We start from the raw sequence: 23,635 nt of genomic DNA, 5'->3' as shown, positions 1-23,635 counted from the left end.
TTTTGCGGCAACGACATGCACAAAAACAAAAAGCTGAAGCCGTCAGCCGCCGAACTACCGCGAAACTCGAAGGATCGCCGGGGAGGCTTGCATTTTCCCGCATATCACTGCTGCGCCTTCGATGTGGCCTTCCGTTTCAGGTTTCGCCGGATCATGCCCATGTCGGCGCCGCCGATCAGGAAGGCTGAAGCGAAATAGACGACCATTGCGAGCGCCAGCAGACAGCCGAGCGCCGCGACCTGCCGGAGAAGCGAGATCTCGGGCTGCAGCCACGGGCCGGCATAGGGCAGCGCATAAACGAGCGCCGCCGACATCATGCCGGCCGAAACGAGAAGCAAGCCGACGCGTTTTGCAAGCGCCCATTCCCAGACGAGATCGCCGCGCCAGAGCAGCGTCGAAAAGAGCAGGACCGTATTGGTCCAGCCGGCGGTGGCTTCCGCCGTCGCGATGCCGCGTTCGGCGATCAGCGGAAAGAGCGAGATCGCCAGTCCCGAATTGATGACGACCGAGATCATGGTGAAGCGCATCGGCGTCCTGGTGTCCTCGCGGGCGTAAAAGCCCGGCTGCAGCGCCTTGATCAGCACGAAGCCCGGAAGGCCGATGCCGTAGATCGCCAGGATCGAGGCCACTACCGCGGTGTTTTCCGCCGAGAAGGCGCCGCGCTCGTAAAGCACGCGGATGATCGCATCGGACAAAATCCAGAGGCCGGCGGCGGCCGGCAGCGTCAGGAACAGCACGAATTCGATCGAGCGGTTCTGGATATTGGCGGCCTCGCGCATGTGGCCGCCCTTGAGCGCCCTTGAAAGCTCCGGCAGGAGCACGACGCCCACCGCGACGCCGACGACGCCGAGCGGAAGCTGGTAGATGCGGTCCGCATATTGCAGGGCCGCGATCGCTCCTTCCTTGCCCGACGCGATCGCCTGGCCGATGATCTGGTTGATCTGGGTGATGCCGCCGGTGACGGCGGCCGGGATCGCCAGAACCAGCAGGCGCTTGACGTTCGGCGTCATGCGCGGGCGGCGGAAGCCGATATTGATGCCGGCATGACGCACGCCCGCATAAACGACGGCAAGCTGCAGGACGCCGGCCGCCAGCACGCTCCAGGAAAGATACCAGGCGATCGTCAGCGGATCGGCACCGACCCAGAGGCCGTAAAACAGCGCGCCGATCATCACCAGGTTGAGGAAGACCGGCGCGACGGCCGCGGCGAAGAAATGGTGCAGCGAATTGAGCATGCCGCTCAGCATCGCCGTCAGCGACATGCACATGAGATAGGGGAACATCACCGCCGCCATGCGGATGGTGATGGAGGTCTTTTCCGCGTCGCCCGCGAAACCCGGCGCGATGATCCATTCCACCAGCCAGGGCATCATCAGTTCCATGACGATGGTGATCAGCATCAGCGCGGAGAACAGGACGCCGAAAACCTCCTCGGAAAAACGCCTGGCGCCCTCGACGCCGTTCGCCTCGATCTCCTTGGAGAACAGCGGCACGAAGGCGGCATTGAACGCGCCTTCGGCAAAGAGCCGGCGGAAGAGGTTGGGGAAACGGAAGGCGGCGTAGAAGACGTCGGCCATCGGGCCGGTGCCGAGCGCGGCCGCCATCAGCGTCTCGCGCGCGAAGCCGAAGACGCGGCTGCCGAGCGTCGCGCCGCCGACGGTCGCGAATTTCTTGACGAGGCTCATGGGAGGGTGCTCACTGGATTGCATGAAGTCATGTCGGCGTTTGCGATCATACCCCCTCTGGCCTGCCGGGCATCTCCCTCCTTGTGGGGGAGATGCCCGGCAGGCCAGAGGGGGGTAAGGAAGCTCGCTCCTGATCTGTAACGTCTCATGACCAAGCTCACGCGCTGGCCTTGGTCCTGCGCGGCGGGGCAGGAGCGGGTTCCGGACTCGGGGCCGGCGCGATGATGCCGGCCGGCATGCCGCTGCGCAGCTCGTCCTCCTGCTCGGCCATGACGGCCTTCAGCCGCGCGGAAATATTGCCCTGCCGGTTTTCGTTGACGACCTTCTGGCCGACGAGGTCGGTGACGTAGAACGTGTCGATGACCTTTTCGCCGAATGTGGTGATGCGCGCCGAATGGATGTCGAGCGAGAGGTCGGCAAGCACGGCGGTGATATCGGCAAGCAGGCCGGTGCGGTCGAGGCATTCCACCTCGATGACCGTGAACTTGTTCGACAGGCCGTTCGAGATGATGACCGAGGGCGGGATGGTGAAGGTCTTGTTGCGCTTGCGGGACCTGGCGCGCGTCGCGATGACTTCCGGCAGCCGTTTCTTGCCCGAGAGCACGTCCTCGATCATGCGGCTGATCGTGCCGGCGCGGCGCAGCTCGTCCTCGTCCACCTGGAATTCGCGGCTGACCATGATCGTATCGAGCGCGCGGCCGTCCGATGTCGTGAAGATCTGCGCGTCGGCGATGTTGGCGCCGGCCGCCGCGCAGGCGCCGGCAATGATCGACAGGAGGCGCGGATGGTCGGGCGCGAGCACCGTGATCTCGGTGATGGCGTGGAAACTGTCGGTGCGCACCATGGTGGCAAGCGCCTGGCCGGCCTTGTCCGCATCGCGGATGAATTTCGCATGCCGGACCTGGTCTTCCAGCGAGACCGAGAGCAGGTAGGGCTGGTAATGCAGCTTGGAATAGGTGCGGCGATCCTTCTGGCTCCAGTCGGAAAGGGCCTTGAACAGCTCCTCCTCCGCCACCTTGGCGCGCTCCTTGCGGGAGACTTCCGAGAAGCCGCCGGAGAGCAGGAGCTCGGTCTCGTAATAGAGCGTGCGCAGCAACTGGCCCTTCCAGCCGTTCCAGACCCCGGGGCCGACCGCGCGGATATCGCAGATCGTCAGGACCAGAAGCAGCTTCAGCCGGTCCATCGACTGGACCTTCTCGGCGAAGTCGGTGATCGTCTTGCGGTCGTGCAGGTCGCGGGTCTGGGCCGTCATCGACATCAGGAGATGCTGCTCGATCAGCCAGACGACCAGTTCCGTCTGCTTGGCGCTGAGGCCGAGGCGCGGGCAGAGCTTGCGCGCGATCCGCGCGCCGGCGACCGAGTGATCCTCCTGGCGGCCCTTGGCTATGTCATGCAGCAGCACGGCGACATAGAGCACCGTGCGGTCCTCGATGCCCGGCATCAGCTTGTTGGAGAGCGGGTGGATGTCCGCGGCCTTGCCCTGGTCCACCTCGGAGAGCGCCTCGACGGAGCGGATCAGGTGCTCGTCCACCGTATAGTGATGATACATGTTGAACTGCATCATCGCGACGACCTTGCCGAATTCGGGAATGAAGCGGCCGAGCACGCCCGCCTCGTTCATCCGGCGCAGCATCAGCGCCGGATCGCGGCGCGAGGTCAGCATGGAAACGAAGAGCCGGTTCGCCTCCTCGTTCTCGCGCACGTCGTTGTCGATCAGCGAGAGCGAGCGCGTCATGCGCTTCAGCGCATCGGGATGCAGTTCCAGCCCGTTGATGTCCGCCACATGGAAGAAGCGGATGATATTGACCGGGTCGCGCTTGAAGACATCCGGGTCGGCGAGCGTGATGCGGCCGCGATCCTCGACGAAATCGAGCGTGCCGGGGATCTTGTGGAGCCGTTTGGTGAAGCGGGAAATGACGCGCTTGGTCAGGCCCGGAGCGGCTTTCGCCTGCTGTTCCTCCAGCGCGGCGCAGAAGATGCGGGTCAGGTCGCCGACATCCTTGGCGACCAGGAAGTAATGCTTCATGAAGCGCTCGACGGCGGAAAGGCCGGGGCGCGAATGATAACCCAGGCTTTCGGCGATCTCGCGCTGGATATCGAAGGAAAGCCGTTCCTCCGCCTTGCCGGTGAGGAAATGCATGTGGCAGCGCACCGCCCACAGGAAGTCGTCCGCCTTTTCGAACAGCAGCCATTCCTTGCGTGACAGCACGCCGAGCTTGACCAGTTCCTCGGTATCGCGGACCCGGTAATAATATTTGGCGATCCAGAAGAGCGTGTGGAGATCGCGAAGGCCGCCCTTGCCCTCCTTGACGTTCGGCTCGACGAGATAACGGGTATCGCCCGCCTTCTCGTGCCGCTGGTCGCGCTCGGCAAGCTTGGCGGCGATGAATTCGGGGCCGGTATCGGCAACGATTTCCCTGTCGAAACGGGTCTGCAGGGTCTCCACCAGCGTCTCGCTGCCGCAGATGTAGCGGGTTTCGAGAATGGCGGTGCGGATCGTCATGTCCGTTCTGGCAAGGCGGATGCATTCCTCGACGGTGCGCGTCGCATGGCCCACCTTGAAGCCCATGTCCCAGAGCACGTAGAGCAGGAATTCGACGGCCTTGCGCATGTTGTCGGAATTCTTTTCCGGCAGCAGGAAAAGAAGGTCGATATCCGACCCCGGCGCCAGCGTGCCGCGCCCGTAGCCCCCGACCGCGACCACGGCGATATGGCCGCCTTCCGGATAAAGGCTTTCTCCGATCATCGCGTGCAGGGCGCGGATGAGCTCGTCCTGAAGCCAGGAAATGCGGCGCGCGCAGTTCAGCCCGCTGCCGTCCCTTGCCAGCAGTTCCCGCACCTTCTGGCGGCCCTCGACGCTGGCGCGCCGCAGGATCGGCAAGAGCGCCGCACGCACTTCGAGCTGCGGCCGGTCCTTTTCCGTGATGATCGTGCGGCAATCGGCCCGGAGGCGGGCCACGTCGAGAAGTTCGGAGAAATCTATGTCGTGTCTGGCCATGTTATCCTGCCGGCGCCGGCCTGCCGAGGGGAGGCTATAACGATTTTGGGACGCCTTGACCAACGATTATCGTCGTCAGCCGTTTCAAAGTTGTTTCTTCCGGCCGCGAAGTTCAAGCCCGCGCCTTGCCTCCGCCCTGCCCCGCCCTCGCCTCCGCCCGGTATTGCGCCGGGCTCATGCCGGTGACGCGGCGGAATTCGCGGTTGAAGTTCGATTTCGTCGAAAAGCCGGCGTCGAACATGATCCGGGTGACCGTCGCCTCGCTTTCCCGCAGCAGGCGGCAGGCTTCCGCGATGCGGCGGTTGTTGACGAATTGCGAGACGTTGAGGCCGGTTGCGCGGTTGACCGCGGCGGACACGTCGCGGGCGGGAAACCCCGCCCTGCGGGCAAGCTTCGCGAGGCTGAGGTCCTCGCTCTTGTAAAGGTCCCGCTCGTCAAGGGCGGCTTCCACGCGGGCAAGCATGGCGCGGTCCTCTTCCGTCGCCTGCGTCGCGGGCGCTACCGGCTCCCGCGCGGCCGAAAAATCCGGCGCGAAATAATAGACGAGCACGGCGGCGAGCGCGGCGAGATTCATGACCGCGACCGCCCGGGGCACATCCCCCGGTCCGTAGAGGTCCGAATAGACGGCGAGCGCCGCATCGCTCACCGCGAAGAACAGCATCAGCCCGGCCGTCAACCGGGCCGCGCGAAGCGCCGGGCGCATGCGCTGCAGCGAGGCCTCCGCCATCACCTCGTCTCCGTCCGCGACCGTCAGTCGCCACAGGGCGAAGCCATAGGCGAGGAAAACGGCAAGCAGCAGCAGATCGACGGCGTCGCGGAAGAACGCCACGGAGACGGCGACCGCCAGAGGCGGCAGGACATGCAGCCAGGGCCTTGGAAGCGGCTTCGCCGTCAACCCGCGAAAGGCCAGGAAGGCAAGCGGCGCCATCGCGGAGGCGGAGACGGGCAGGAACGGCGCCAGTCTTTCCACCCCGTAACCGAAGCGCAGTCCGATGCCGACGCCCTGCAGCGCGTAGAGAACGAGGAAAGCATGGAAATAGCGACGGGTGCCGGAGACTTCGACGCCCTTCAGGCTGCGATAGAGCGCCAGCGCGAAGACGAGGCCTGCGATGAAGGGCAAGGGAACGGAGAGCAACGCGGATATCCGGTGAAAGCGGTCTCGATCATGATTTCCGAAGGCCTTTACCATGTCCGGCGCGGAAAGACATGGGGCGATTGAGAACACGGCGCACTACATGAAACGTTTGAGAATTCTCCCTCTCATCCCAAAAAGCGCAGACTTAACTTCCGAGCTGCTTCTTCAGCGCGTAGAGCGCATCGAGCGCATCGCGCGGGGTCATGTCATCCGGATTGATCGCCTTCAGCGCCTCCTCCACCTTCGACGGGCCGGCGCGCCTTGTTTCCTCGCGGCGCACGGCCACCTGGAAGAGCGGCAGGTCGTCGATGAGCTGGCTCGCCGGGTTCTTGCGGTCGGAATCCTCAAGCTTGGTCAGCACGTCACGGGCGCGGGCAACCACGGAATCGGGAAGACCGGCGAGCCGGGCGACCTGAATGCCGTAGGAGCGGTCGGCCGCACCCGGCCCGACCTCGTGCAGGAAGATCACCTCGCCGTCCCATTCCTTGACCCGCATCGTGGCGTTGGAAAGCCGGTTCAGCTTTTCCGAGAGCACGGTGAGTTCATGGAAATGGGTGGCGAAAAGGCCGCGGCAGCGGTTCGCCTCATGCAGGTGCTCCACCGCCGCCCAGGCGATCGACAGGCCGTCGAACGTCGCCGTGCCGCGGCCGATCTCGTCGAGGATGACCAGCGAACGGTCGCTCGCCTGGTTGAGGATCGCCGCCGTCTCGACCATCTCGACCATGAAGGTGGAGCGGCCGCGCGCAAGGTCGTCCGACGCGCCGACGCGGGAGAAGAGCCGGTCGACGATACCGATATGCGCCGAGGCCGCCGGCACGAAGGAGCCCATCTGGGCAAGGATGGCGATCAGCGCGTTCTGGCGCAGGAAGGTCGACTTACCGCCCATGTTCGGGCCGGTCAGCAGCCAGAGCGCCCCGAATTCGCCGCCACCGCTCGGCGAAAGATCGCAATCGTTGGCGATGAACGGGCCGGAGGACTGGCGGCGCAGCGCCTGCTCGACCACCGGATGGCGGCCGCCCTCGATCGAGAACATGCGGGAATCGTCCACCACCGGACGGCGGTAATCCCATTCCTCGGCCAGCATCGCGAGGCCGGCCGCGACATCGATGACGGCGAGCGCCCGCGCGCCGGCCTTGATCGTCTCGGCCTCGGAGGTGACGGCCTCCACCATCCTGTCGAAGGCTTCCAGCTCGATCGTCAGCGCCCGGTCGGCGGCGTTGGCAATGCGGCTTTCCAGATCGGCAAGCTCGGTCGTGGTGAAGCGCATGGCATTCGCCATGGTCTGGCGGTGAATGAAGCGCGCCTTGCCTTCCGGCGTGTCGGTCATCGTGCCGGCATTGCCGGCCGTCACCTCGATGAAATAGCCCAGCACATTGTTGTGCTTGATCTTCAGCGACCTGATGCCGGTCTCCTCGGCATATTGAAGCTGAAGGCCGGCGATCACCTTGCGCGACTGGTCGCGCAGCGCCCGCACCTCGTCCAGTTCGGAATGGGCGCCTTCGGCCAGGAAGCCGCCATCGCGTTTCAGGAGCGGCAATTCCCCGGCCAGCATGTTGCCGAGCATGGATTCGAGATGCAGCGGCAGGGCCTTCAGGCCCGCGAGCGCCTCGCCCAGTTCCTCCGGCAGCATGGCCGCGTCCATGAAGGCCGCGACGCCGCGCGCCGCTTCCAGGCCCTGCAGGATGGAGCCGAGATCGCGCGGACCGCCGCGGTCGAGCGCCAGCCGCGACAGGGCGCGCGGCATGTCCGGCACATGTTTCAACGCCGAACGCAGATCGCCGCAGAGGCCCGGCTCCTCCAGCAGGAAGGAAACCGAGTCGAGGCGGCGGTTGATGCGGTCCGGATCGGTCAGCGGCGACATCAGCCGCTCGGCGAGCAGCCGTGCGCCGCCGCCGGTGACCGTGCGGTCGATCGCTTTCAAAAGCGTGCCGTCGCGCTCCCCCGAAAGCGTCTTCACAAGCTCCAGATTGCCCCGGGTCGCAGGGTCGATGAAGAGCGTGGAGACGCCGCTTTCCCGTTCCGGCCGGCCGAGCGGCGGCCGTTCGGAAATCTGCGTCTTCTCGACATAGGCGATCGCGGCCGCAGCGGCTGCGAGTTCGGAGCGGGAAAACGTGCCGAAACCATCGAGCGTGCCGACCCCGAAATAACGCGCGATGCGGCCTTCCGCCGTGGCGCTGTCGAACAGCACGGAAGGCTGCGGCGTCGCGACCTTGCCCAGCACGTCGAAGACCGGCTTCAGCTCCGCGTCATGGAAGATCGTATCGGGCAGGATCAGCTCGCGCGGATCGATGCGCAGGATATCGGCGAGCAGGCGCGACTGATCCGTCTCGGCAAGCCGGAAAACGCCGGTGGAGATATCGATCCAGGCAAGCGCCATCTGCGCCTCGGCCGTTCCCCGGATGCGGGCGAGCGTCATCAGGTAATTCGATTCGGAGGCGACGAGCAGCTTTTCCTCGGTGATCGTGCCGGGCGTGACGAGGCGCACGACGTCGCGCTTCACCACCGATTTCGAGCCGCGCTTCTTGGCCTCCGCCGGGTCTTCCACCTGTTCGCAGACGGCGACGCGGAAACCGAGCGCGATGAGCTTCTGGAGATAGTCGTCGGCGGCATGCACCGGAACGCCGCACATCGGAATATCCAGCCCCATGTGCTGGCCGCGCTTCGTGAGCGTGATGCCGAGCGCACGCGACGCATCAACCGCATCCTCGAAGAAGAGCTCGTAGAAATCGCCCATGCGATAGAAGAGCAGCGAACCCGGATTGTTCGCCTTGATCTCGATATATTGCTCCATCATCGGCGTCGCGGATGCGCGGCTTTCCTCCGAGGCGAGCTCGGCGGCATTCAGGGGTTCGCCCCTTTGGACGTCGATGGGGAATCTTTCAAACTGGGTCACGGAACCGAATTTTTGTTGCGCAAGGGAACTGACGACACTATCGATGTTGGCCCCTGAAAGACAACATCTGCCGCGGCCTCAAGAACGGCTGCCCACAAAAAGCTGAAGCTGGAGGAGACATGCCCGTCAACGACAATGGTGGACACGGGGCTGGACACGGGACTACCCGCACGCGCGCTTCCGTGACCGAGCAGGAAGCGCTGGATTTCCACGCCGAGGGCCGACCCGGCAAGCTGGAAATCAATCCGACCAAGCCGATGGCGACGCAGCGCGACCTTTCGCTCGCCTATTCGCCGGGCGTGGCCGTGCCGGTCAAGGCGATCGCGGCCGATCCCGCCACCGCCTACGACTATACGACCCGTGGCAACATGGTGGCCGTGATCTCCAACGGAACCGCGATCCTCGGCCTCGGCAATCTCGGGGCGCTCGCCTCGAAACCGGTGATGGAAGGCAAGTCGGTGCTGTTCAAGCGCTTCGCCGACGTCGATTCCATCGATCTCGAAGTCGACACCGAAAATGTCGACGAATTCATCAACTGCGTGCGCTTTCTCGGCCCCTCATTCGGCGGCATCAATCTCGAGGACATCAAGGCGCCGGAATGCTTCATCATCGAAAGCCGCCTGCGCGAGCTGATGGACATCCCGGTCTTCCACGACGACCAGCACGGCACGGCGATCATCGCCGCCGCGGGCCTGATCAACGCGCTGGAGCTGACCGGCCGCGACCTGAAGAGCGCCAAACTCGTCTGCAACGGCGCCGGCGCTGCCGCGATCGCCTGCGTGGAGCTGATCAAGGCGATGGGCTTCAACCCCGACAACATCATCCTCTGCGACACCAAGGGCGTCATCTACCAGGGCCGCACCGAGGGCATGAACCAGTGGAAATCGGCGCATGCGGTCAAGACCGACCGGCGGACGCTGGCGGAAGCCATGAAGGGAGCCGACGTGGTGCTCGGCCTCTCCCAGAAGGGCGCCTTCACGGAAGACATGATCCGCTCCATGGCGGACAAGCCGATCATCTTCGCCATGGCCAACCCGGACCCGGAAATCACGCCGGAAGAGGTCGCCCGCATCCGTGACGACGCGATCATGGCGACCGGCCGGTCCGACTATCCGAACCAGGTCAACAACGTTCTCGGCTTCCCCTACATCTTCCGCGGCGCGCTCGACGTGCGCGCCAGCCAGATCAACGACGCGATGAAGATCGCCGCCGTCAGGGCGCTGGCAAACCTCGCCCGCGAGGACGTGCCGGATGACGTCGCCGCCGCCTACCAGGGCAACCGGCCGCGTTTCGGCGCGCAATACATCATCCCCGTGCCCTTCGACCCGCGGCTGATCTCGGCGATCCCCGTCGCGGTCGCGGAAGCGGCCATGGAAAGCGGCGTCGCCCGCAGGAACATCACCGACCTTGCCGCCTATGGCCGCGAACTCTCCGCCCGCCGCGACCCGATCGCCGCGACGACGCAGAGCATCTACGAGCGCGTCCGCCGCTTTCCCAAACGCGTCGTGTTCGCCGAGGCGGAAGAGGAACAGGTCATGCGCGCGGCGATCTCCTTCTGCCAGCAGGGGCTCGGCACCGCAATCCTGCTCGGCCGCGACGACGTGATCCGCGCCACCGCGGAAAAAGCCGGCATCGACCTCGAGCGGCCGGGAATCGAGATCGTCAATGCGCGCCTCTCGACCCGTGTCGATGCCTATATCGACCATCTCTACGCCCGCCTGCAGCGCCAGGGCTTCCTCCATCGCGACGTCCAGCGCCTGATCCATAACGACCGCAACCATTTCGCGGCGACCATGGTGGCGGTCGGCGACGCGGACGCGATGGTGACGGGGGCGACCCGCAACTATGCGACCGCGCTGCAGGATGTGCGCCGCTGCGTCGACGCCAAGCCCGGGCACAGGGTCATCGGCGTCTCGCTCGTGGTCGCCCGGGGCCGGACGATCTTCGTGGCCGACACCGCCGTCCACGACATGCCGGGCGCCGAGGACCTCGCCGACATCGCCGTCGAAGCCGCCCGGCTCGCGCGCCGCATGGGTTACGAGCCGCGCGTGGCGATGCTCGCCTATTCCACCTTCGGGCAGCCGATCGGCGAGCGCTCGGAACGGGTACGCGAGGCAGTGAAGATCCTCGACCAGCGGCGCGTCGATTTCGAATTCGACGGCGAGATGGCGGCCGACGTGGCGCTCAATCCGCACCGCATGGAACAGTATCCGTTCTGCCGCCTTTCCGGCACCGCCAACGTGCTCGTCATGCCGGCGATCCATTCCGCCTCGATCTCGACGCGGATGCTGCAGGAACTCGGCGCCTCGACGGTCATCGGCCCGCTGCTCGTCGGCCTCGACAAGTCCGTCCAGATCACCTCGATGGGCGCGAAGGACACCGACATCGTCAACATGGCGGCGATCGCGGCCTACAACGCCGGCTCCTGAACCCGGAACGGGAGCGCGTTCGGCGCTCCCGCCTTCCGTCCGGGCCGCCGGATCTCATCCTTCCGGCTTTCGCGATCCTGCCTGCGGAACCTGCCGCTTTCGCGGGACGCCCTTCGCCTTCAGCCACGTCCGCAGGCGGCCGCGCGCATTGTCGTAGGGCGACGCGGTATTGAACTGGATCATCCGCCCCATCGTCCATTTCCCATACCATGGGCGTCCGTAAAGGCCGTCGTTGTCGCAGCTCTCGATGACGGAGACGATCCGCGCCCTTGCCGCGCCGAGACGTTCAAGCAGGCCGTCGAAGGCGATGCCCCGGTAATCGCGGTAGAATTTCTGCGCGAGCCTGCCGAGTTCGTTCCACTTGAAACCCGTTTCGGGGAAATCGACCGGCTGTCCGGCGGCATCCCTTTCCAGCCATTTCAGGACGAGTTCGTTCCATCCGATCAGGTAGGCGACCAGATCGGAAACGCTCATCCGCGTTCCCTGCGCATGGCCTTCCATGCCGGGCTCTTCGACCAAATCCGGCGGAACCGCCTCCAGCTCTTTCAGGAGTCTGGCGAAACTCGAATCGATAGCCTTGAGCAGTTCGTCTTTGTTCTGAGGGACGGCCATGGTCTTTTTTCTGCGGTCGCCTTTGCCCGCGTCGCCCGGACGCGGCTGGCCCCGGAATGAATGGCCTACAGCATCGGCCCGAAAACCGGAACCGATTTTCGGAAAGCACGATGCGTGGATTCAAAAGGCTGGCATGCGCGGTTCAGGAGGCGAGCGGCCTGCTTCCGTCGACAGGCCCCGGATAACCCTCAGCTCGCGAAACGGCCCGCGTCGGCGCCGTAGTAGTTGACGTAGCGGCTGGAGATCGAGGCGATCGGCAGCACGACCAGAACGTCGGTCGTATTGAAAGCGTGGTCCACCACCGCACCGTCGCCGATCATCGCGCCGAGACGCAGGTAGCCCTTGATCAGCGGCGGCAGCGTGGTCAGCGCCTTGCGGGCGTTGACGGCCTCGGGCGGCATCAGATCCATCTGGCAATGGAGTTCCGGACGGGCGGACACGGCCCAGTCACCCTTTGCCAGAACGGTATGGTGCAGGAAGGAAAGCGCCAGCGCATGCTCTTCCGGTTGGGTGCCCGCGAAGGATGCGCAGCCGAACATGGCGTGCATGCCGTGCTTCAGCGAATAGGCCCAGTTGCCCTGCCAGAGCAGTTCCACCGTCCGCTTGGTGCGATAATCCGGCAGCACGCAGGAGCGGCCGAGCTCCATGAACTGCTTGTCCGGATGGCGGGCGAGCAGCGGTTCGATATCGAACTCGGATGCCGAATAGAAGCCGCCGTTGGCGAGCGCCACTTCCTGCCTCAGCAGGCGGTAGGTGCCGACGATCTGGTCTTCGATATCGCCTTCGATGGCGTTGTCGACGACCAGAAGGTGGTCGCAGATCGCGTCGTAGGCGTCGATGTCGCGATGGCTGCGCATCGCGTCCGGGTTCAGGGTCGCATTCATCTCGTCGACGAATACGCGATAACGAACCGCCTGTGCGGCATCGATCTCCCGATCGTTGCGCGCCAGACGGGTTTCGAGCGTGCCTATACGGCCCAGCACATCGCCGCTCAGTGTGGGTGCCGCTGCCTGGTTTGTTTCAGGGGTCAATTCACGGTTCAGGAGTTCAATTGTCACGGTGATTCTTCCCGTACCGGTTGGATCACCGCCATAAATCACGTCTCTGCGACAAGAACGTGACAGCTGTTGTCACAATATGTTCCGCGGATGATCCCGTCAACGGACCTGTTGACGTTCCGTGTCGGGAAGAAGACCCAGGGCGCGGATTTCCTCAAGAAGTTTTAGCGGATCGACCGGCTTGCCGAGCACGCGGCAGGCGCCGCCGAGAAGCGCCTCGCGATGGACCGCTTCGCTGCTCTCGCCGGTCAGCACGATCACCGGAACGGCCAGGCCCGTATCCGGGCTGCTCTCGTCACGTATCGCCGAAAGGAGATCGAAAATGCTGCCGCCGGGCATGTGCATGTCGGAAATGATGAGATCCGGCCGGATATCCTGCTTCGATGCGGCGTCGATCATCGCCGGAAAATCCTCGGAAAGGCGGACGCGATGCCCCGCCTTTCCGAGGATGGCGCGAATCAGCATCGCGCTGACGGGATCATCCTCGCCGAGGAGCACGTCGAGCCCCGCGGCATTTCGCGCCTCGGCGGACGGCGGGGGCGGCTGGACGTCGCTGAGCACGTCGCGCGTGCGGAACCCCCTCAGCCGGCCGCTCAGCACGTCGATCAGCGATTTCTCCCGAAGCGGCCGGATCAGCCAGGCGTCGAAGAAATCCTGCGGCTGGGAGGCTCTTTCCTCCGGGTTGACGAGCAGGATGCGATGGAGCGGCGCATGCGCCTTCTCGTTGGCGTAGTCCGATGCGAGCCGGTGGTCGACGATCAGATCGGTATACGGCATGGAACCGCCCGCCTCCCGGTCGATCAGCGCCTGCGCGTCGGCGGTGCTGGACACATGGCGGCAACGGCCGCCGAGCGTCTGGATCGTCGAGACGGTCGCGGTGGCGGCGGGTCCTTCCGGCGCCAGAAGCAGGACGCGCGAGCGGGCCAGCAACTGGTTCCTTTCGATCGCCCCCGACTGGGCCGCTTCCGCCAGGTGCAGCGGAAAGCGGATGGTGAAGGTCGTGCCGGTTCCCTTGCGGCTGGCGACGGAAAGCGAGCCGCCGAATTCGGTGAGGATGCGCGATGCGATGGCGAGCCCGAGGCCGGTGCCGCCGCTGCGCGCTTCCGCGGTGCCGGCCTGCTCGAATTCCCCGAAGATCCGGGCCTGTTCCTCGGCGGTCATGCCGGGACCGGTATCGGCGACGGCGATGGCGACCACGCCGCTCTCGATGAAGGCCCGCACCAGCACGCCGCCCTCAATGGTGAACTTCACCGCGTTGCCGATGACGTTGAAAAGCACCTGCCGCATGCGCGCCGGGTCGAAATCGAGAAGATCGGGCAGGTCGGCCGCGACGGTGGCGGCGATCTCGATGCGCTTTTCATGCGCGCGGGGCGCCAGCATCTCGACGACGCTCTCGATCAGGTGGCGCAGGTTTTCCGCGCGGTTATTCAGCCGGAAGCGGCCGGCCTCCAGCGTCGAATAGTCGAGAAGGTCTTCCACGAGCTGGGCGAGCGCGTGGCCCGACTGGCGGATGCCGCTCAGGTAATTCTGCTGTTCCGCCGTCAGCTTCGTCTGGCCGAGCAGATGGGTCATGCCGAGGATGCCGTTCAGTGGCGTGCGGATTTCATGGACGACGGTGGCGATCTGGCGGGATTTGGCCGCGCTGGCGGCCTCCGCCTCCTGCCAGGCGTGATGGAGCCGGGCGACGGTGCGCCGGCGGAACCATCCAGACGCGCGGGAAAAGAGAGCGGTTATCGCGCCTGAGGACCGGTTTCGGTCGTCCGTCAGGCGCAGCCCCAACGCGGGCACGACCTGTTCGGCCGCCGATTCGGCTGTATCGGCCGAGGCAGGAGACGCGAACGCTTTGGTAATACGGTCATGTATTTCGGCAATGTCGCGCATGCGGGAAAGACTACCGGCGTTTCTTTCCCATTCCTTAGATCAATCCGGTAAAAATTTACTGATCAATCTTTTTTGGCCCCAGAAGTTCGTCAAGGATGACCAGCCCGGCCCCGATGGTGATGAAGCTGTCCGCCAGATTGAAGACCGCGAACGACCAGGTCGCCGTGTGAAACAGGATATAATCGATCACATGGCCGTAGACGAACCCATCGATGAGGTTGCCGATCGCGCCTGCGATGATCAGCGCGAAGCCGGCATGGGCAAAGGGCCGGTCCTTCGGGGTCCTGCGCCAGAGCCAGAGCACGAATGCGACGATGAGGACCCGCATGCCGACGATGAATTCGCGCTCCATGCCGGAGAGCAGCGAAAAGGCGACGCCGAGATTGTAGGTGCGGTAGAGAGCCAGGACCGGAAGCAGCGGCACGGCCTCTTCCATGGGAAGATAGGCTTCGACGGCGATCTTCACCGCCTGGTCGAGGACCACCGCAACGACGATGACGATCAGGGCCACCAGCGGTCTTGAGAGAAAGGCTGCGCGTTCGGTCATTTCTTCTCGTCCAGGGTCAGCAGATGGCGGCGCGCCTCGAAAAGCATGACAGCGGTGGCGACCGCGAGATTGAGCGAATCGGCCCTGCCCTGCTGCGGGATGCGCACGGTGCGGTCGGCCGCGCCGGCGAGATTGTCCGGCAGGCCGGACTGTTCGTTGCCCATCAGCAGGACGACCGGCTTCCTCGCGTAGTCGACGGTGCGGTAATCGACGGCGCCTGCGAGATGGGTCGCCACGACCTGCGCGTCGGACCTCTTCTGCCAGGCGAGAAACTCCCCGGCCGAGCATTTGACGACCGACATGGCGAAGATCGAGCCCATGGTGGCGCGCACGGTTTCCAGCGAAAAGGGATCGGTGCATTCGCCGACCAGCAGGACGGCCGACGCGCCGGCGGCATCCGCCGTGCGGATGATCGTGCCGAGATTGCCGGGATCGCGCACCCGGTCGAGCGCCACGAGGGTCTCGCCGCTTGCCGGCTTCAGGTCATCGAGCCGTTTCCAGCGCTGTTCGAAAATCCCGACCACCATCTGCGGATTGTCGCGGCGGGTGATCGATGACAGCACCTTCTCGCTGACCTCCAGCACCAGCCCGCCCTGCGCCACGGTCCTTGCCGCGACCTGCTCGACCAGCGGCTTGCCCTTGGCGGCCTTGGCGTAGACAAGGGTACGGATCGACCAGCCGAGCTCCAGCGCATCGATGACGAGCTTCAGGCCCTCGGCCATGAAGGTTCCGCTTTCCTCGCGGTCCTTCTTGTTGCCAAGCGCCTTGATATCCTTGATGATCGGGTTGGCGAGCGAGGTGACTTCCTTCACCTGCCCCACCCGCCTTGGCCCCGATTTCTGGAAATCGTCGATCATGCAGGCACCCAACGGCTGAAGAGAGAGGTGGAAAGCGCACGGCCGCGGCCCTTGCCGTCAAGCCCCGCCTCGCGGATGACGAGTTCGCCCGATTCCACCGCGCCGCCTGCCCCGCGCATCGTCTCGCGCATCAGTTCGTGGATGGAATAGAAGCTCGCCCGGATGGAATAGGCGGTGAGGACAAGGCCGATCGCCTTCGCAGACAGCAGCTCCCGGCAGATATCCAGCATCAGCGGCAGGTGATCGAAGAGCTGCCAGACCTCGCCGTTCGGGCCACGGCCGAATTTCGGCGGGTCGGTCAGGATGATGTCGTAGCGGTTGCCGCGGCGTTCCTCGCGCAGGATGAATTTCATGGCATCCTCGCAGATCCAGCGGATCGGCGCCCTGTCGAGCCGGGCGAGCGCCTGGTTCTCGCGCGCCCAGCCGATCGCCTTCTTCGAGGCGTCGACATGGGTGACCTCGGCGCCGGCCGCCGCAGCGACAAGCGAAGCAACGCCGGTATAGCCGAAAAGGTTGAGCACCTTGACCGGCCGCCCCGCCCCGCCCCGGGCCTCCTCGATGCGCGCCTTCATCCAGTCCCAGTGGACGATCTGTTCCGGGAAGACGCCGACATGGCGGAAGGCCGTGAAGCGGCCGAGGAAATCGACGCCGAGCAGCGAAAGCGGCCAGCTCTCGCCAAGCGCCTCCCTTGGAAAACGCCAGCGTCCCATGCCGTCCTCGTCGGTGTCGCCGGTGAAGACGGCATCCGCCTTTTCCCAGACATGGGCAGGCAGGGACGGCTGCCAGAGCGCCTGCGCCTCGGGACGGACGATGCGGTATGGCCCGTATTGCTCGAGCTTGAGGCCCTTTCCGCTGTCGATCAGATGAAAATCGCCCGCGCCCGAGGATTCCAGGATAACCGGCACGCGCTCGGCCGGCAGCTCGCCGGTGCGCGCGATCAGCGGCCGGTTTTCGGCCGGCGTCGTCGCGGCGGGTTTTGCGGCCTTCTCCTGCGGCCGGACCGCCGGCCTCGACGGGGCGGCATGCCCCCGCCCCTGCCGGTTGCCGGCCTCCGGCCGGGTCTTCTCACCCGGCCGCCGTTCCTTGTTCTTCAATGCGTTCATCCGCCTGGGTTCTTCTTCGTGAGGCAGCAGATAGCATCTGCCGCGCATTCTTCAAAGCCATGCGCCGGTGACGCCCGGGGTTTTCTTGGCGGACGGCCTGTCCGCCTCACGTCCCCCTTGGCAAAAACATCCGCCGCTGCAATATGATTGCCGACGTGTTCCAGGGAGGATCAGCACATGGATATGGGCGGTGAAGAACGTATCGCGGCGCCCCGCGAAGTGGTCTGGCAGGCACTGAACGACCCGGAAATCCTCCGCCAGTGTATTCCGGGCTGCCAGAGCCTGGAGCAGAAATCCCCGACCGAACTCGCCGCCACCGTGAAGCTGAAGATCGGCCCGGTCTCGGCGAGCTTCACCGGCGAGGTGACCCTTTCCGACATCAACCCGCCGGAAAGCTACACGATCTCCGGCGAGGGAAAGGGCGGCATCGCCGGTTTCGCCAAGGGTTCGGCAAGCGTGACGCTGGTGGAAGACGGCGCCGACACGCTGCTGCGTTATGCGACCAAGGCGCAGGTCGGCGGAAAGATCGCCCAGCTCGGCTCACGGCTGATCGATTCGACCTCGCAGAAGCTCGCGACGCAATTCTTCGCGGATTTCAGCAAGGCCGTCGTCGCCAGGGCCGACGGCCAGGCCTGAGCTTTCCGGTTTCGCAGGCCGTTATTTCGCGGGCAATTGCGACGGGGCGGCCCGGCCGGCCAGGGCCGCCTTGTGCTCGCTCTGCCATCTGACGGCCTCTTTCGCCTCGACACGCGCCTGCTTGCGGTATTTGCCCTGGCTGAGCCATGTGGCCGCTGCGCCGACCAGCATGCCGAGCAGGACGGCGAGGAAGAGGAACAGGAAGAACGGACCGCTGACCGCAAGGACCCCGTCTTCCGGGCGGAAAGGATTGAGCGCCAGCGTGACGGTCTGGCGGTTGGCCACCGCAAGTACGATCAGCACGATGCCGAGCGGCACGAAGATCACAAGGCTGACGATCCTTTTGAGCTTATCCATCGGCATCTCCCGGCAGCAGCCATTCCGCCGTTCGAACGGCGTCTGTTGCAGAATAGGTACGGTTTACGGGCTTTCAAGGGCGGCGGAAGGCCGCGGCCGGGAGGATCAATCGTCCTCATCCGCAAGGCCGGGATTCAGGCGCTCGCGCAATTCCTTGCCGGTCTTGAAGAAGGGAACCCATTTCTCCTCGACGAAAACGCTTTCTCCGGTGCGGGGATTGCGACCGGAGCGCGAGGGGCGGTTCTTGACCGAAAAGGCGCCGAAACCGCGCAATTCGACGCGATTTCCGCCCGCCAGGGCATCTGTGATCTCATCAAGCACAGCATTGACGATGTTCTCGACATCGCGGTGGTAGAGATGCGGATTGCGAGCTGCAACGATCTGTACCAATTCAGACTTGATCACGGTTGCCCCCTGAAAAGTTTAGATTTTCAACCGCGCCCAACCTGCCAAACCGAGACCAGACCGTCAAGAAACAACTTGTCCGCGCCGAATGCGCGAAATGTCTCGGGCGCGATCGCCTGGCCGAGACCGGTCTGCCTCACGAATTCGGCAAGGGCGCCTGCGAGCCAGAAGGACGAGGAGGAAGAACGCTGCTTCCACTCCACGACGGGCAGATCCTTCGAAACGCCGCGCGACTCCAGATAGGCGCGGATATCGTCGTCGCCGCCGAGCTTGTCGACGAGCTTGACGCCGAGGGCCTGGCGCCCGGTGAAGATCGTGCCGTCGGCAAGCTTCAGCACGTCCTCGCGCGGCAGCTTGCGGCGGTCGGCGACGAGATCGACGAACCAGCCGTAGCTGTCCATCACCATGTTGCGGATCATCGTCCTGGCGTCCTCGCTCGCCGGATGGAAGGGCGAGGGCTCGGCCTTCAGCGGCGCCGACTTGATCTCCTCCAGCGAGACGCCGATCTTCTTCATCATCTCGTCGATCTGCGGATACTGGAAGATCACGCCGATCGAACCGGTGATCGAACTTTCGCCCGCGACGATCTGGTCGCCGGCGGTCGCGATCATATAGCCGGCGGACGCCGCAAGCGTGCGGATATCGGAGACGACCGGCTTTTTCGCAGCCACGTTGCGGATCGCCTTGAAGATGCGCTCTCCGCCGTAGGTGGTGCCGCCGGGCGAGGAGATCGAGACGACGAGCGCCCTGGCCTGGCTGCTGTCGGCAATCCGCTCCAGCCGTTCCAGGAGTTCCTTGTCATCGGTGATCATGCCGGAGATCTCGATGCGGGCGACATGCGGCACGGCCGCGCCGGCGCCGTCTCCGAGAGCGACCCGGTAGAACGCAAACCCGATGCCGATCAGCAGGAGGAGGGCGACGACACGCCAGAAGCTGAGCTTGCGGCGCAGCGAGCGCCGGTCGGCAATTGCCATTTGATCCATGAAACACCTTCCCGATACGCGGGCCCGATGCGCGGGCGATTTGCTGGGTCGAGCACCCTCGATAGGCTCTCTAGCGCGTTTTGTAGGAGGGCACATCACGTTTTTATGTTGTCCGTTATTGTTTGTTGATGAATAAAAACCATATTGGCGGGCAAAGCACGGCCTGCGCGCGCCGGTCTCCTTTCCGGAGACGGCCCGGGAACGGCGTGCGGAAGGGCCAAGATCTAAGGAAAAGTCCGGCATCCATGCTGCAGCACATTCGAAAGACGGCAGGCCTTGTGGCGGCGTTCGAGCCAAATCTCGACGCCTATCAGGCGGCGCTTGCCCATTCCGCTCTGGTGCGGAAGCTGAAAATCCTGCTGCCCATCGCCGCGCTCGTCATCTCGGCGCTCTTCATCGGCGTCTCGATCATCCGCGCCTACCTGCCGGAGAACCTCTCGATCGAGAACGCCCGCATCGAGAACGGCAAGATCGTCATGGAGCGCCCGGCCATCTCCGGCCGCAACAAGGACGGCATCAACTATTCGATGACCGCGACCCGGGCGCTGCAGGATATCGAGAACCCGAACAAGATCACGCTCGAGGACGTGAAGGCCGCCGTGCCGATCAACGACGACGTGATCGCGCGGGTGACCGCAACCGGAGCCGATTTCGACCGCGGCGCCGACATGCTCGATCTCACCGCGCCCTTCGACGTCAACCTCAGCAACGGCATCACCGCCCGCTTCAAGTCCGCGCATCTCGACGTCAATGCCGGCCTGATGGACACGCGCGACCCGGTCGACATTTCGATGAATGAAGGTTCGATTGTTGCAGACTCTTTAAAGATAACAGATAAGGGACGCACCATCACGTTCACAGGCCAGGTTCGCCTCCATCTCGACCCTGCCACCATCCGCAACCAAGGCAAATAGGCCCCGCCGCCATGACGCATCGCCGCCTTCCTATCCGGAATACCGCAGTTCTGTTCGCGGCAGGATTGTTCTCCTGTCTTGCCGCCACCGCCCACGCCCAGTCGACCACCAGCCAGATGGAGGGCCTCAAGCTTTCCAACGACAAGCCGATCCAGATCCAGAGCGACCAGTTCGAGATCAAGGAACAGGAAAAGAAGGCCTTCTTCACCGGCAACGTGCAGGTCGTGCAGGGCACGACCACGATGAAGGCCGGCAAGATGACGGTGCTCTACACCGGCGAAGGCGCATCCGTGACCTCGGGCAATGCCAATATCGACAAGATCTTCCTCGACGATACCGTTTTCCTGAGCTCCGGCACGCAGCAGGCCACCGCCGAAAAGGGCGAGTTCGACATGGCGAGCCAGACTTTCGTGTTGTCGGGCAAGCAGGTCGTGCTGTCCGAAGGACCGAACGTCTTCAAGGGCTGCAAGCTGACGGTGCTGATGGAAACCGGACAGGCCAAGCTCGACGCCTGCGGCGGACGCGTCGAGATCATGCTCGACCCGAAATCGCGGCAGCAGCAGCAACCGAAGCAATAATAGACGTCAAACGTGAAAATACCGCTGCTTTCCAGTCTGTCGGCAAGGAAGCCGTCCGCGCCAGAACCCTTCGTTGCACGCGACAAAGCGCGATACGAGGGAACGCTGGTCGCGCACGGCCTTTCCAAGACCTATGACACGCGCCGTGTCGTCAACGGAGTGTCGCTCGTCGTGCGCCGCGGCGAGGCCGTCGGGCTGCTGGGGCCGAACGGCGCCGGCAAGACCACCTGCTTCTACATGATCACCGGCCTCGTCCCGGTCGACGAGGGCATGATCGCCATCAACGGCAACGAGGTCACCCACATGCCGATGTACCGGCGGGCGCGCCTCGGCGTCGGCTACCTGCCGCAGGAGGCCTCGATCTTCCGCGGCCTGACGGTGGAGGAGAACATCCGCGCCGTGCTGGAAGTACACCAACCCGACAAGGACAAGCGGGAGAAGAAGCTCGACGAGCTTCTCGAGGAATTCCACATCGGCCAGCTTCGCAAGTCCGCCGCCGTGGCGCTTTCCGGCGGCGAACGCCGGCGTCTGGAAATCGCCCGCGCGCTCGCCACCGACCCGGCCTTCATGCTGCTGGACGAACCGTTTGCCGGCGTCGACCCGATTTCCGTCTCCGACATCCAGAACCTCGTTCGCCACTTGACGGCACGCGGGATCGGAGTTCTGATAACGGACCACAACGTCCGCGAGACACTGGGCCTCATCGACCGGGCCTATATCATCCATGCGGGCGAGGTGCTGACGCATGGCCGGGCCGACGATATCGTCAACAATCCGGATGTCCGCCGCCTCTATCTCGGCGACAAGTTCAGCCTCTAGACAACCCCGGTGCGGCAAAGAAGTTTACTTCCCCGCACCGCGGCGCTTGACCAAACCCATTAAAAAAGCAATTCTCGTGCCAGATGCAAATTCAGCCATCTGAGCGGCGTGACTGAAGGCGTGTCCGTTTCCTCGCGAAGGGGTGCCACAAGGGGATTGCAAGGAGTTTCGCGTCCGCCATGGGTTTATCCGCCAGCCTTTTCCTGAAGCAGACCCAGTCGCTGGTGATGACGCCGCAGCTGATGCAGTCGATTCAGCTGCTGCAGATGACGCATTTCGAGCTCAACCAGTTCATCGCGCAGGAAGTGGAAAAGAACCCGCTGCTCGAATTTGCATCAGGCGATGCCGAAAACGGCGCCGAAACAGGCTTCGAGAGCGACATCTCCTTCGCGGCCGGCGACGGCAACGATGCGGCGGTCTCCACGGCGAACGACGGCGACTGGTACGAAAGCTCCTCGCCGGTCACCGCCGAACGGCTCGGCGAAGGCCTGGATACGGGCTTCGAGAACGTCTTTCCCGATGACGGCCCGGCCCGGCGGGCCGATGCGCCGGAACTGCTCAGCCAGTGGAAATCAATGCCGGGCGGGGAAGCGGGAGAGGATTACGATCTCGACGACTTCGTCGCGGGCCAGGTGACCCTGCGCGACCACCTGAACCAGCAGATTCCCTTCCTGATCACCAGTCCGGGAGACCGGCTGGTCGCCCAGCATCTCGTCGACCAGCTCGACGAGGCCGGCTACCTGCAGGGCGGCACGCAGGAGATCGCCGACCGGCTCGGCAAGCATTCCGAGGAGGTGGAGGCGATCCTTCGCAAGCTGCAGACGCTCGATCCTCCCGGTGTCTTCGCCCGCTCGCTCAGCGAATGTCTCATGATCCAGCTTCGCCTCAAGGACCGGCTGGACCCGGCCATGGAGGCGCTCGTCAGGCATCTCGAACTGCTCGCCAAGCGCGATTTCGCCTCGCTCCGGAAGATCTGCGGTGTCGACGACGAGGACCTGATCGACATGCTGGCGGAAATCCGCGGGCTCAACCCGAAGCCGGGCGCCGGCTTCGAAAGCGGCGTCTCGGAGACGATCTCGCCGGATATCGTCGTGCGCGCGGCACTCGACGGAAGCTGGATGGTCGAGCTCAATCCCGACACGCTGCCGCGGGTCCTGGTGAACCAGGCCTATTTCCAGACGGTTTCGAAGAATTGCCCGAAGAACGGCGAGGACCACAATTTCCTTTCCGAATGCCTGCAGAACGCCAACTGGCTGACGCGCAGCCTCGACCAGCGGGCCAAGACGATCATGAAGGTGGCGGCCGAGATCGTCCGCCAGCAGGACGCGTTCCTGATGCACGGCGTCGACCACCTGCGGCCGCTCAACCTGAAGACCGTCGCCGAAGCGATCAAGATGCATGAATCGACGGTGAGCCGCGTCACGTCCAACAAATACATGCTAACGCCGCGGGGCCTGTTCGAGCTGAAATATTTCTTCACCGTGTCGATCGGCTCGGCGGAGGAAGGCGGCGACAGCCATTCGGCGGAGGCCGTGCGCCATCGCATCCGCCAGCTCATCGCCCAGGAAACGCCGGATGCAGTGCTTTCCGACGATGACATCGTCATCAGCCTGAAGCGGGGCGGCGTGGAACTTGCCCGCCGCACCGTGGCGAAATACCGCGAGGCGATGAACATCCCCTCCTCGGTCCAGCGCCGCAGGGAAAAGCGGGCGATTGCCAAGGTCGCGGCTTTCTGAGGCAGGCAC

At 64.5% G+C, this 23,635-nt stretch carries 19 protein-coding genes; 6 read left to right on the top strand and 13 right to left on the bottom strand.

The genetic code is table 11. The features are described from left to right. Window positions 1-104: 104 nt before the first annotated feature. The 4 genes from murJ to mutS form a co-directional block, all read right to left on the bottom strand. Window positions 105-1,685, bottom strand: coding sequence for a murein biosynthesis integral membrane protein MurJ (murJ, locus tag ACFFP0_RS13755; RefSeq protein ID WP_377261567.1), 1,581 nt, complete (start codon window positions 1,683-1,685; stop codon window positions 105-107). A 157-nt stretch (window positions 1,686-1,842) separates the two neighbouring features. Further along, window positions 1,843-4,683: a [protein-PII] uridylyltransferase gene (locus ACFFP0_RS13750; RefSeq protein WP_377261564.1), complete on the bottom strand. Its 2,841-nt coding sequence runs from the start codon at window positions 4,681-4,683 to the stop codon at window positions 1,843-1,845. 112 nt (window positions 4,684-4,795) lie between these two features. Next, window positions 4,796-5,818: a helix-turn-helix domain-containing protein gene (locus ACFFP0_RS13745; RefSeq protein WP_377261562.1), complete on the bottom strand. Its 1,023-nt coding sequence runs from the start codon at window positions 5,816-5,818 to the stop codon at window positions 4,796-4,798. Window positions 5,819-5,963: 145 nt separating this feature from the next. After that, window positions 5,964-8,612 carry a DNA mismatch repair protein MutS gene (gene mutS, locus ACFFP0_RS13740; RefSeq protein ID WP_377262328.1) on the bottom strand — a complete coding sequence of 883 codons (2,649 nt, stop codon included), beginning with the start codon at window positions 8,610-8,612 and terminating at the stop codon, window positions 5,964-5,966. 218 nt (window positions 8,613-8,830) lie between these two features. On the opposite strand from mutS, the gene ACFFP0_RS13735 reads away from it, so the two are divergent. Further along, entirely contained in the window at window positions 8,831-11,140 is a 2,310-nt protein-coding gene (locus ACFFP0_RS13735; RefSeq protein WP_377261559.1) for an NADP-dependent malic enzyme, read from the top strand. A gap of 54 nt (window positions 11,141-11,194) precedes the next feature. Here the strand turns inward: ACFFP0_RS13735 and ACFFP0_RS13730 are convergent, their stop codons facing one another. From ACFFP0_RS13730 to ACFFP0_RS13705, 6 genes are all read right to left on the bottom strand, one after another. Further along, window positions 11,195-11,752 (bottom strand): ClbS/DfsB family four-helix bundle protein, encoded by a 558-nt coding sequence (locus ACFFP0_RS13730; protein ID WP_377261557.1) that lies wholly within the window; start codon window positions 11,750-11,752, stop codon window positions 11,195-11,197. A gap of 188 nt (window positions 11,753-11,940) precedes the next feature. Further along, window positions 11,941-12,810, bottom strand: a complete 870-nt coding sequence (gene olsB, locus ACFFP0_RS13725; RefSeq protein ID WP_377261554.1) for a l-ornithine N(alpha)-acyltransferase — start codon at window positions 12,808-12,810, stop codon at window positions 11,941-11,943. A gap of 99 nt (window positions 12,811-12,909) precedes the next feature. After that, a complete protein-coding gene (locus ACFFP0_RS13720) occupies window positions 12,910-14,598 on the bottom strand; it encodes a hybrid sensor histidine kinase/response regulator (RefSeq protein WP_377261552.1) in 1,689 nt (562 codons plus the stop codon). A gap of 148 nt (window positions 14,599-14,746) precedes the next feature. Beyond that, window positions 14,747-15,238: a signal peptidase II gene (lspA, locus tag ACFFP0_RS13715; protein WP_377261550.1), complete on the bottom strand. Its 492-nt coding sequence runs from the start codon at window positions 15,236-15,238 to the stop codon at window positions 14,747-14,749. After that, window positions 15,235-16,095: a TrmH family RNA methyltransferase gene (locus ACFFP0_RS13710; RefSeq protein ID WP_377261547.1), complete on the bottom strand. Its 861-nt coding sequence runs from the start codon at window positions 16,093-16,095 to the stop codon at window positions 15,235-15,237. The genes lspA and ACFFP0_RS13710 overlap by 4 nt, the downstream gene beginning before the upstream one ends. Next, window positions 16,092-17,189 carry an RsmD family RNA methyltransferase gene (locus tag ACFFP0_RS13705; protein ID WP_377262325.1) on the bottom strand — a complete coding sequence of 366 codons (1,098 nt, stop codon included), beginning with the start codon at window positions 17,187-17,189 and terminating at the stop codon, window positions 16,092-16,094. The genes ACFFP0_RS13710 and ACFFP0_RS13705 overlap by 4 nt, the downstream gene beginning before the upstream one ends. Before the next feature lie 186 nt (window positions 17,190-17,375). Between ACFFP0_RS13705 and ACFFP0_RS13700 the strand changes: the two genes are divergently transcribed. Next, window positions 17,376-17,834, top strand: a complete 459-nt coding sequence (locus ACFFP0_RS13700; protein ID WP_377261545.1) for an SRPBCC family protein — start codon at window positions 17,376-17,378, stop codon at window positions 17,832-17,834. A gap of 21 nt (window positions 17,835-17,855) precedes the next feature. Here ACFFP0_RS13700 and ACFFP0_RS13695 read toward each other — a convergent pair whose 3' ends face one another. From ACFFP0_RS13695 to sppA, 3 genes are all read right to left on the bottom strand, one after another. Then, window positions 17,856-18,191 carry a DUF1049 domain-containing protein gene (locus ACFFP0_RS13695; protein ID WP_377261543.1) on the bottom strand — a complete coding sequence of 112 codons (336 nt, stop codon included), beginning with the start codon at window positions 18,189-18,191 and terminating at the stop codon, window positions 17,856-17,858. Between the two features lie 105 nt (window positions 18,192-18,296). After that, a complete protein-coding gene (locus ACFFP0_RS13690) occupies window positions 18,297-18,596 on the bottom strand; it encodes an integration host factor subunit beta (protein WP_219743876.1) in 300 nt (99 codons plus the stop codon). A 26-nt stretch (window positions 18,597-18,622) separates the two neighbouring features. Beyond that, entirely contained in the window at window positions 18,623-19,579 is a 957-nt protein-coding gene (gene sppA, locus ACFFP0_RS13685) for a signal peptide peptidase SppA (protein ID WP_377261541.1), read from the bottom strand. Window positions 19,580-19,824: 245 nt separating this feature from the next. Between sppA and lptC the strand changes: the two genes are divergently transcribed. The 4 genes from lptC (at window position 19,825) to rpoN (ending at window position 23,626) form a co-directional block, all read left to right on the top strand. Next, window positions 19,825-20,493, top strand: coding sequence for an LPS export ABC transporter periplasmic protein LptC (gene lptC, locus ACFFP0_RS13680; protein ID WP_377261539.1), 669 nt, complete (start codon window positions 19,825-19,827; stop codon window positions 20,491-20,493). Between the two features lie 11 nt (window positions 20,494-20,504). After that, window positions 20,505-21,071 (top strand): LptA/OstA family protein, encoded by a 567-nt coding sequence (locus ACFFP0_RS13675; RefSeq protein ID WP_377261537.1) that lies wholly within the window; start codon window positions 20,505-20,507, stop codon window positions 21,069-21,071. 36 nt (window positions 21,072-21,107) lie between these two features. Next, a complete protein-coding gene (lptB, locus tag ACFFP0_RS13670; protein ID WP_377262323.1) occupies window positions 21,108-21,890 on the top strand; it encodes an LPS export ABC transporter ATP-binding protein in 783 nt (260 codons plus the stop codon). 179 nt (window positions 21,891-22,069) lie between these two features. Further along, on the top strand, window positions 22,070-23,626 hold the full coding sequence (rpoN, locus tag ACFFP0_RS13665; protein ID WP_377261534.1) for an RNA polymerase factor sigma-54: 1,557 nt from the start codon (window positions 22,070-22,072) through the stop codon (window positions 23,624-23,626). Window positions 23,627-23,635 lie beyond the last annotated feature (9 nt).

This window comes from Neorhizobium puerariae, from assembly GCF_042429745.1.
In the GTDB taxonomy this organism is placed as follows: Bacteria; Pseudomonadota; Alphaproteobacteria; order Rhizobiales; family Rhizobiaceae; genus Neorhizobium; species Neorhizobium puerariae.
Note: the sequence above shows the minus strand (reverse complement) of the source record. Positions and strands in the feature narration are given on the sequence as shown.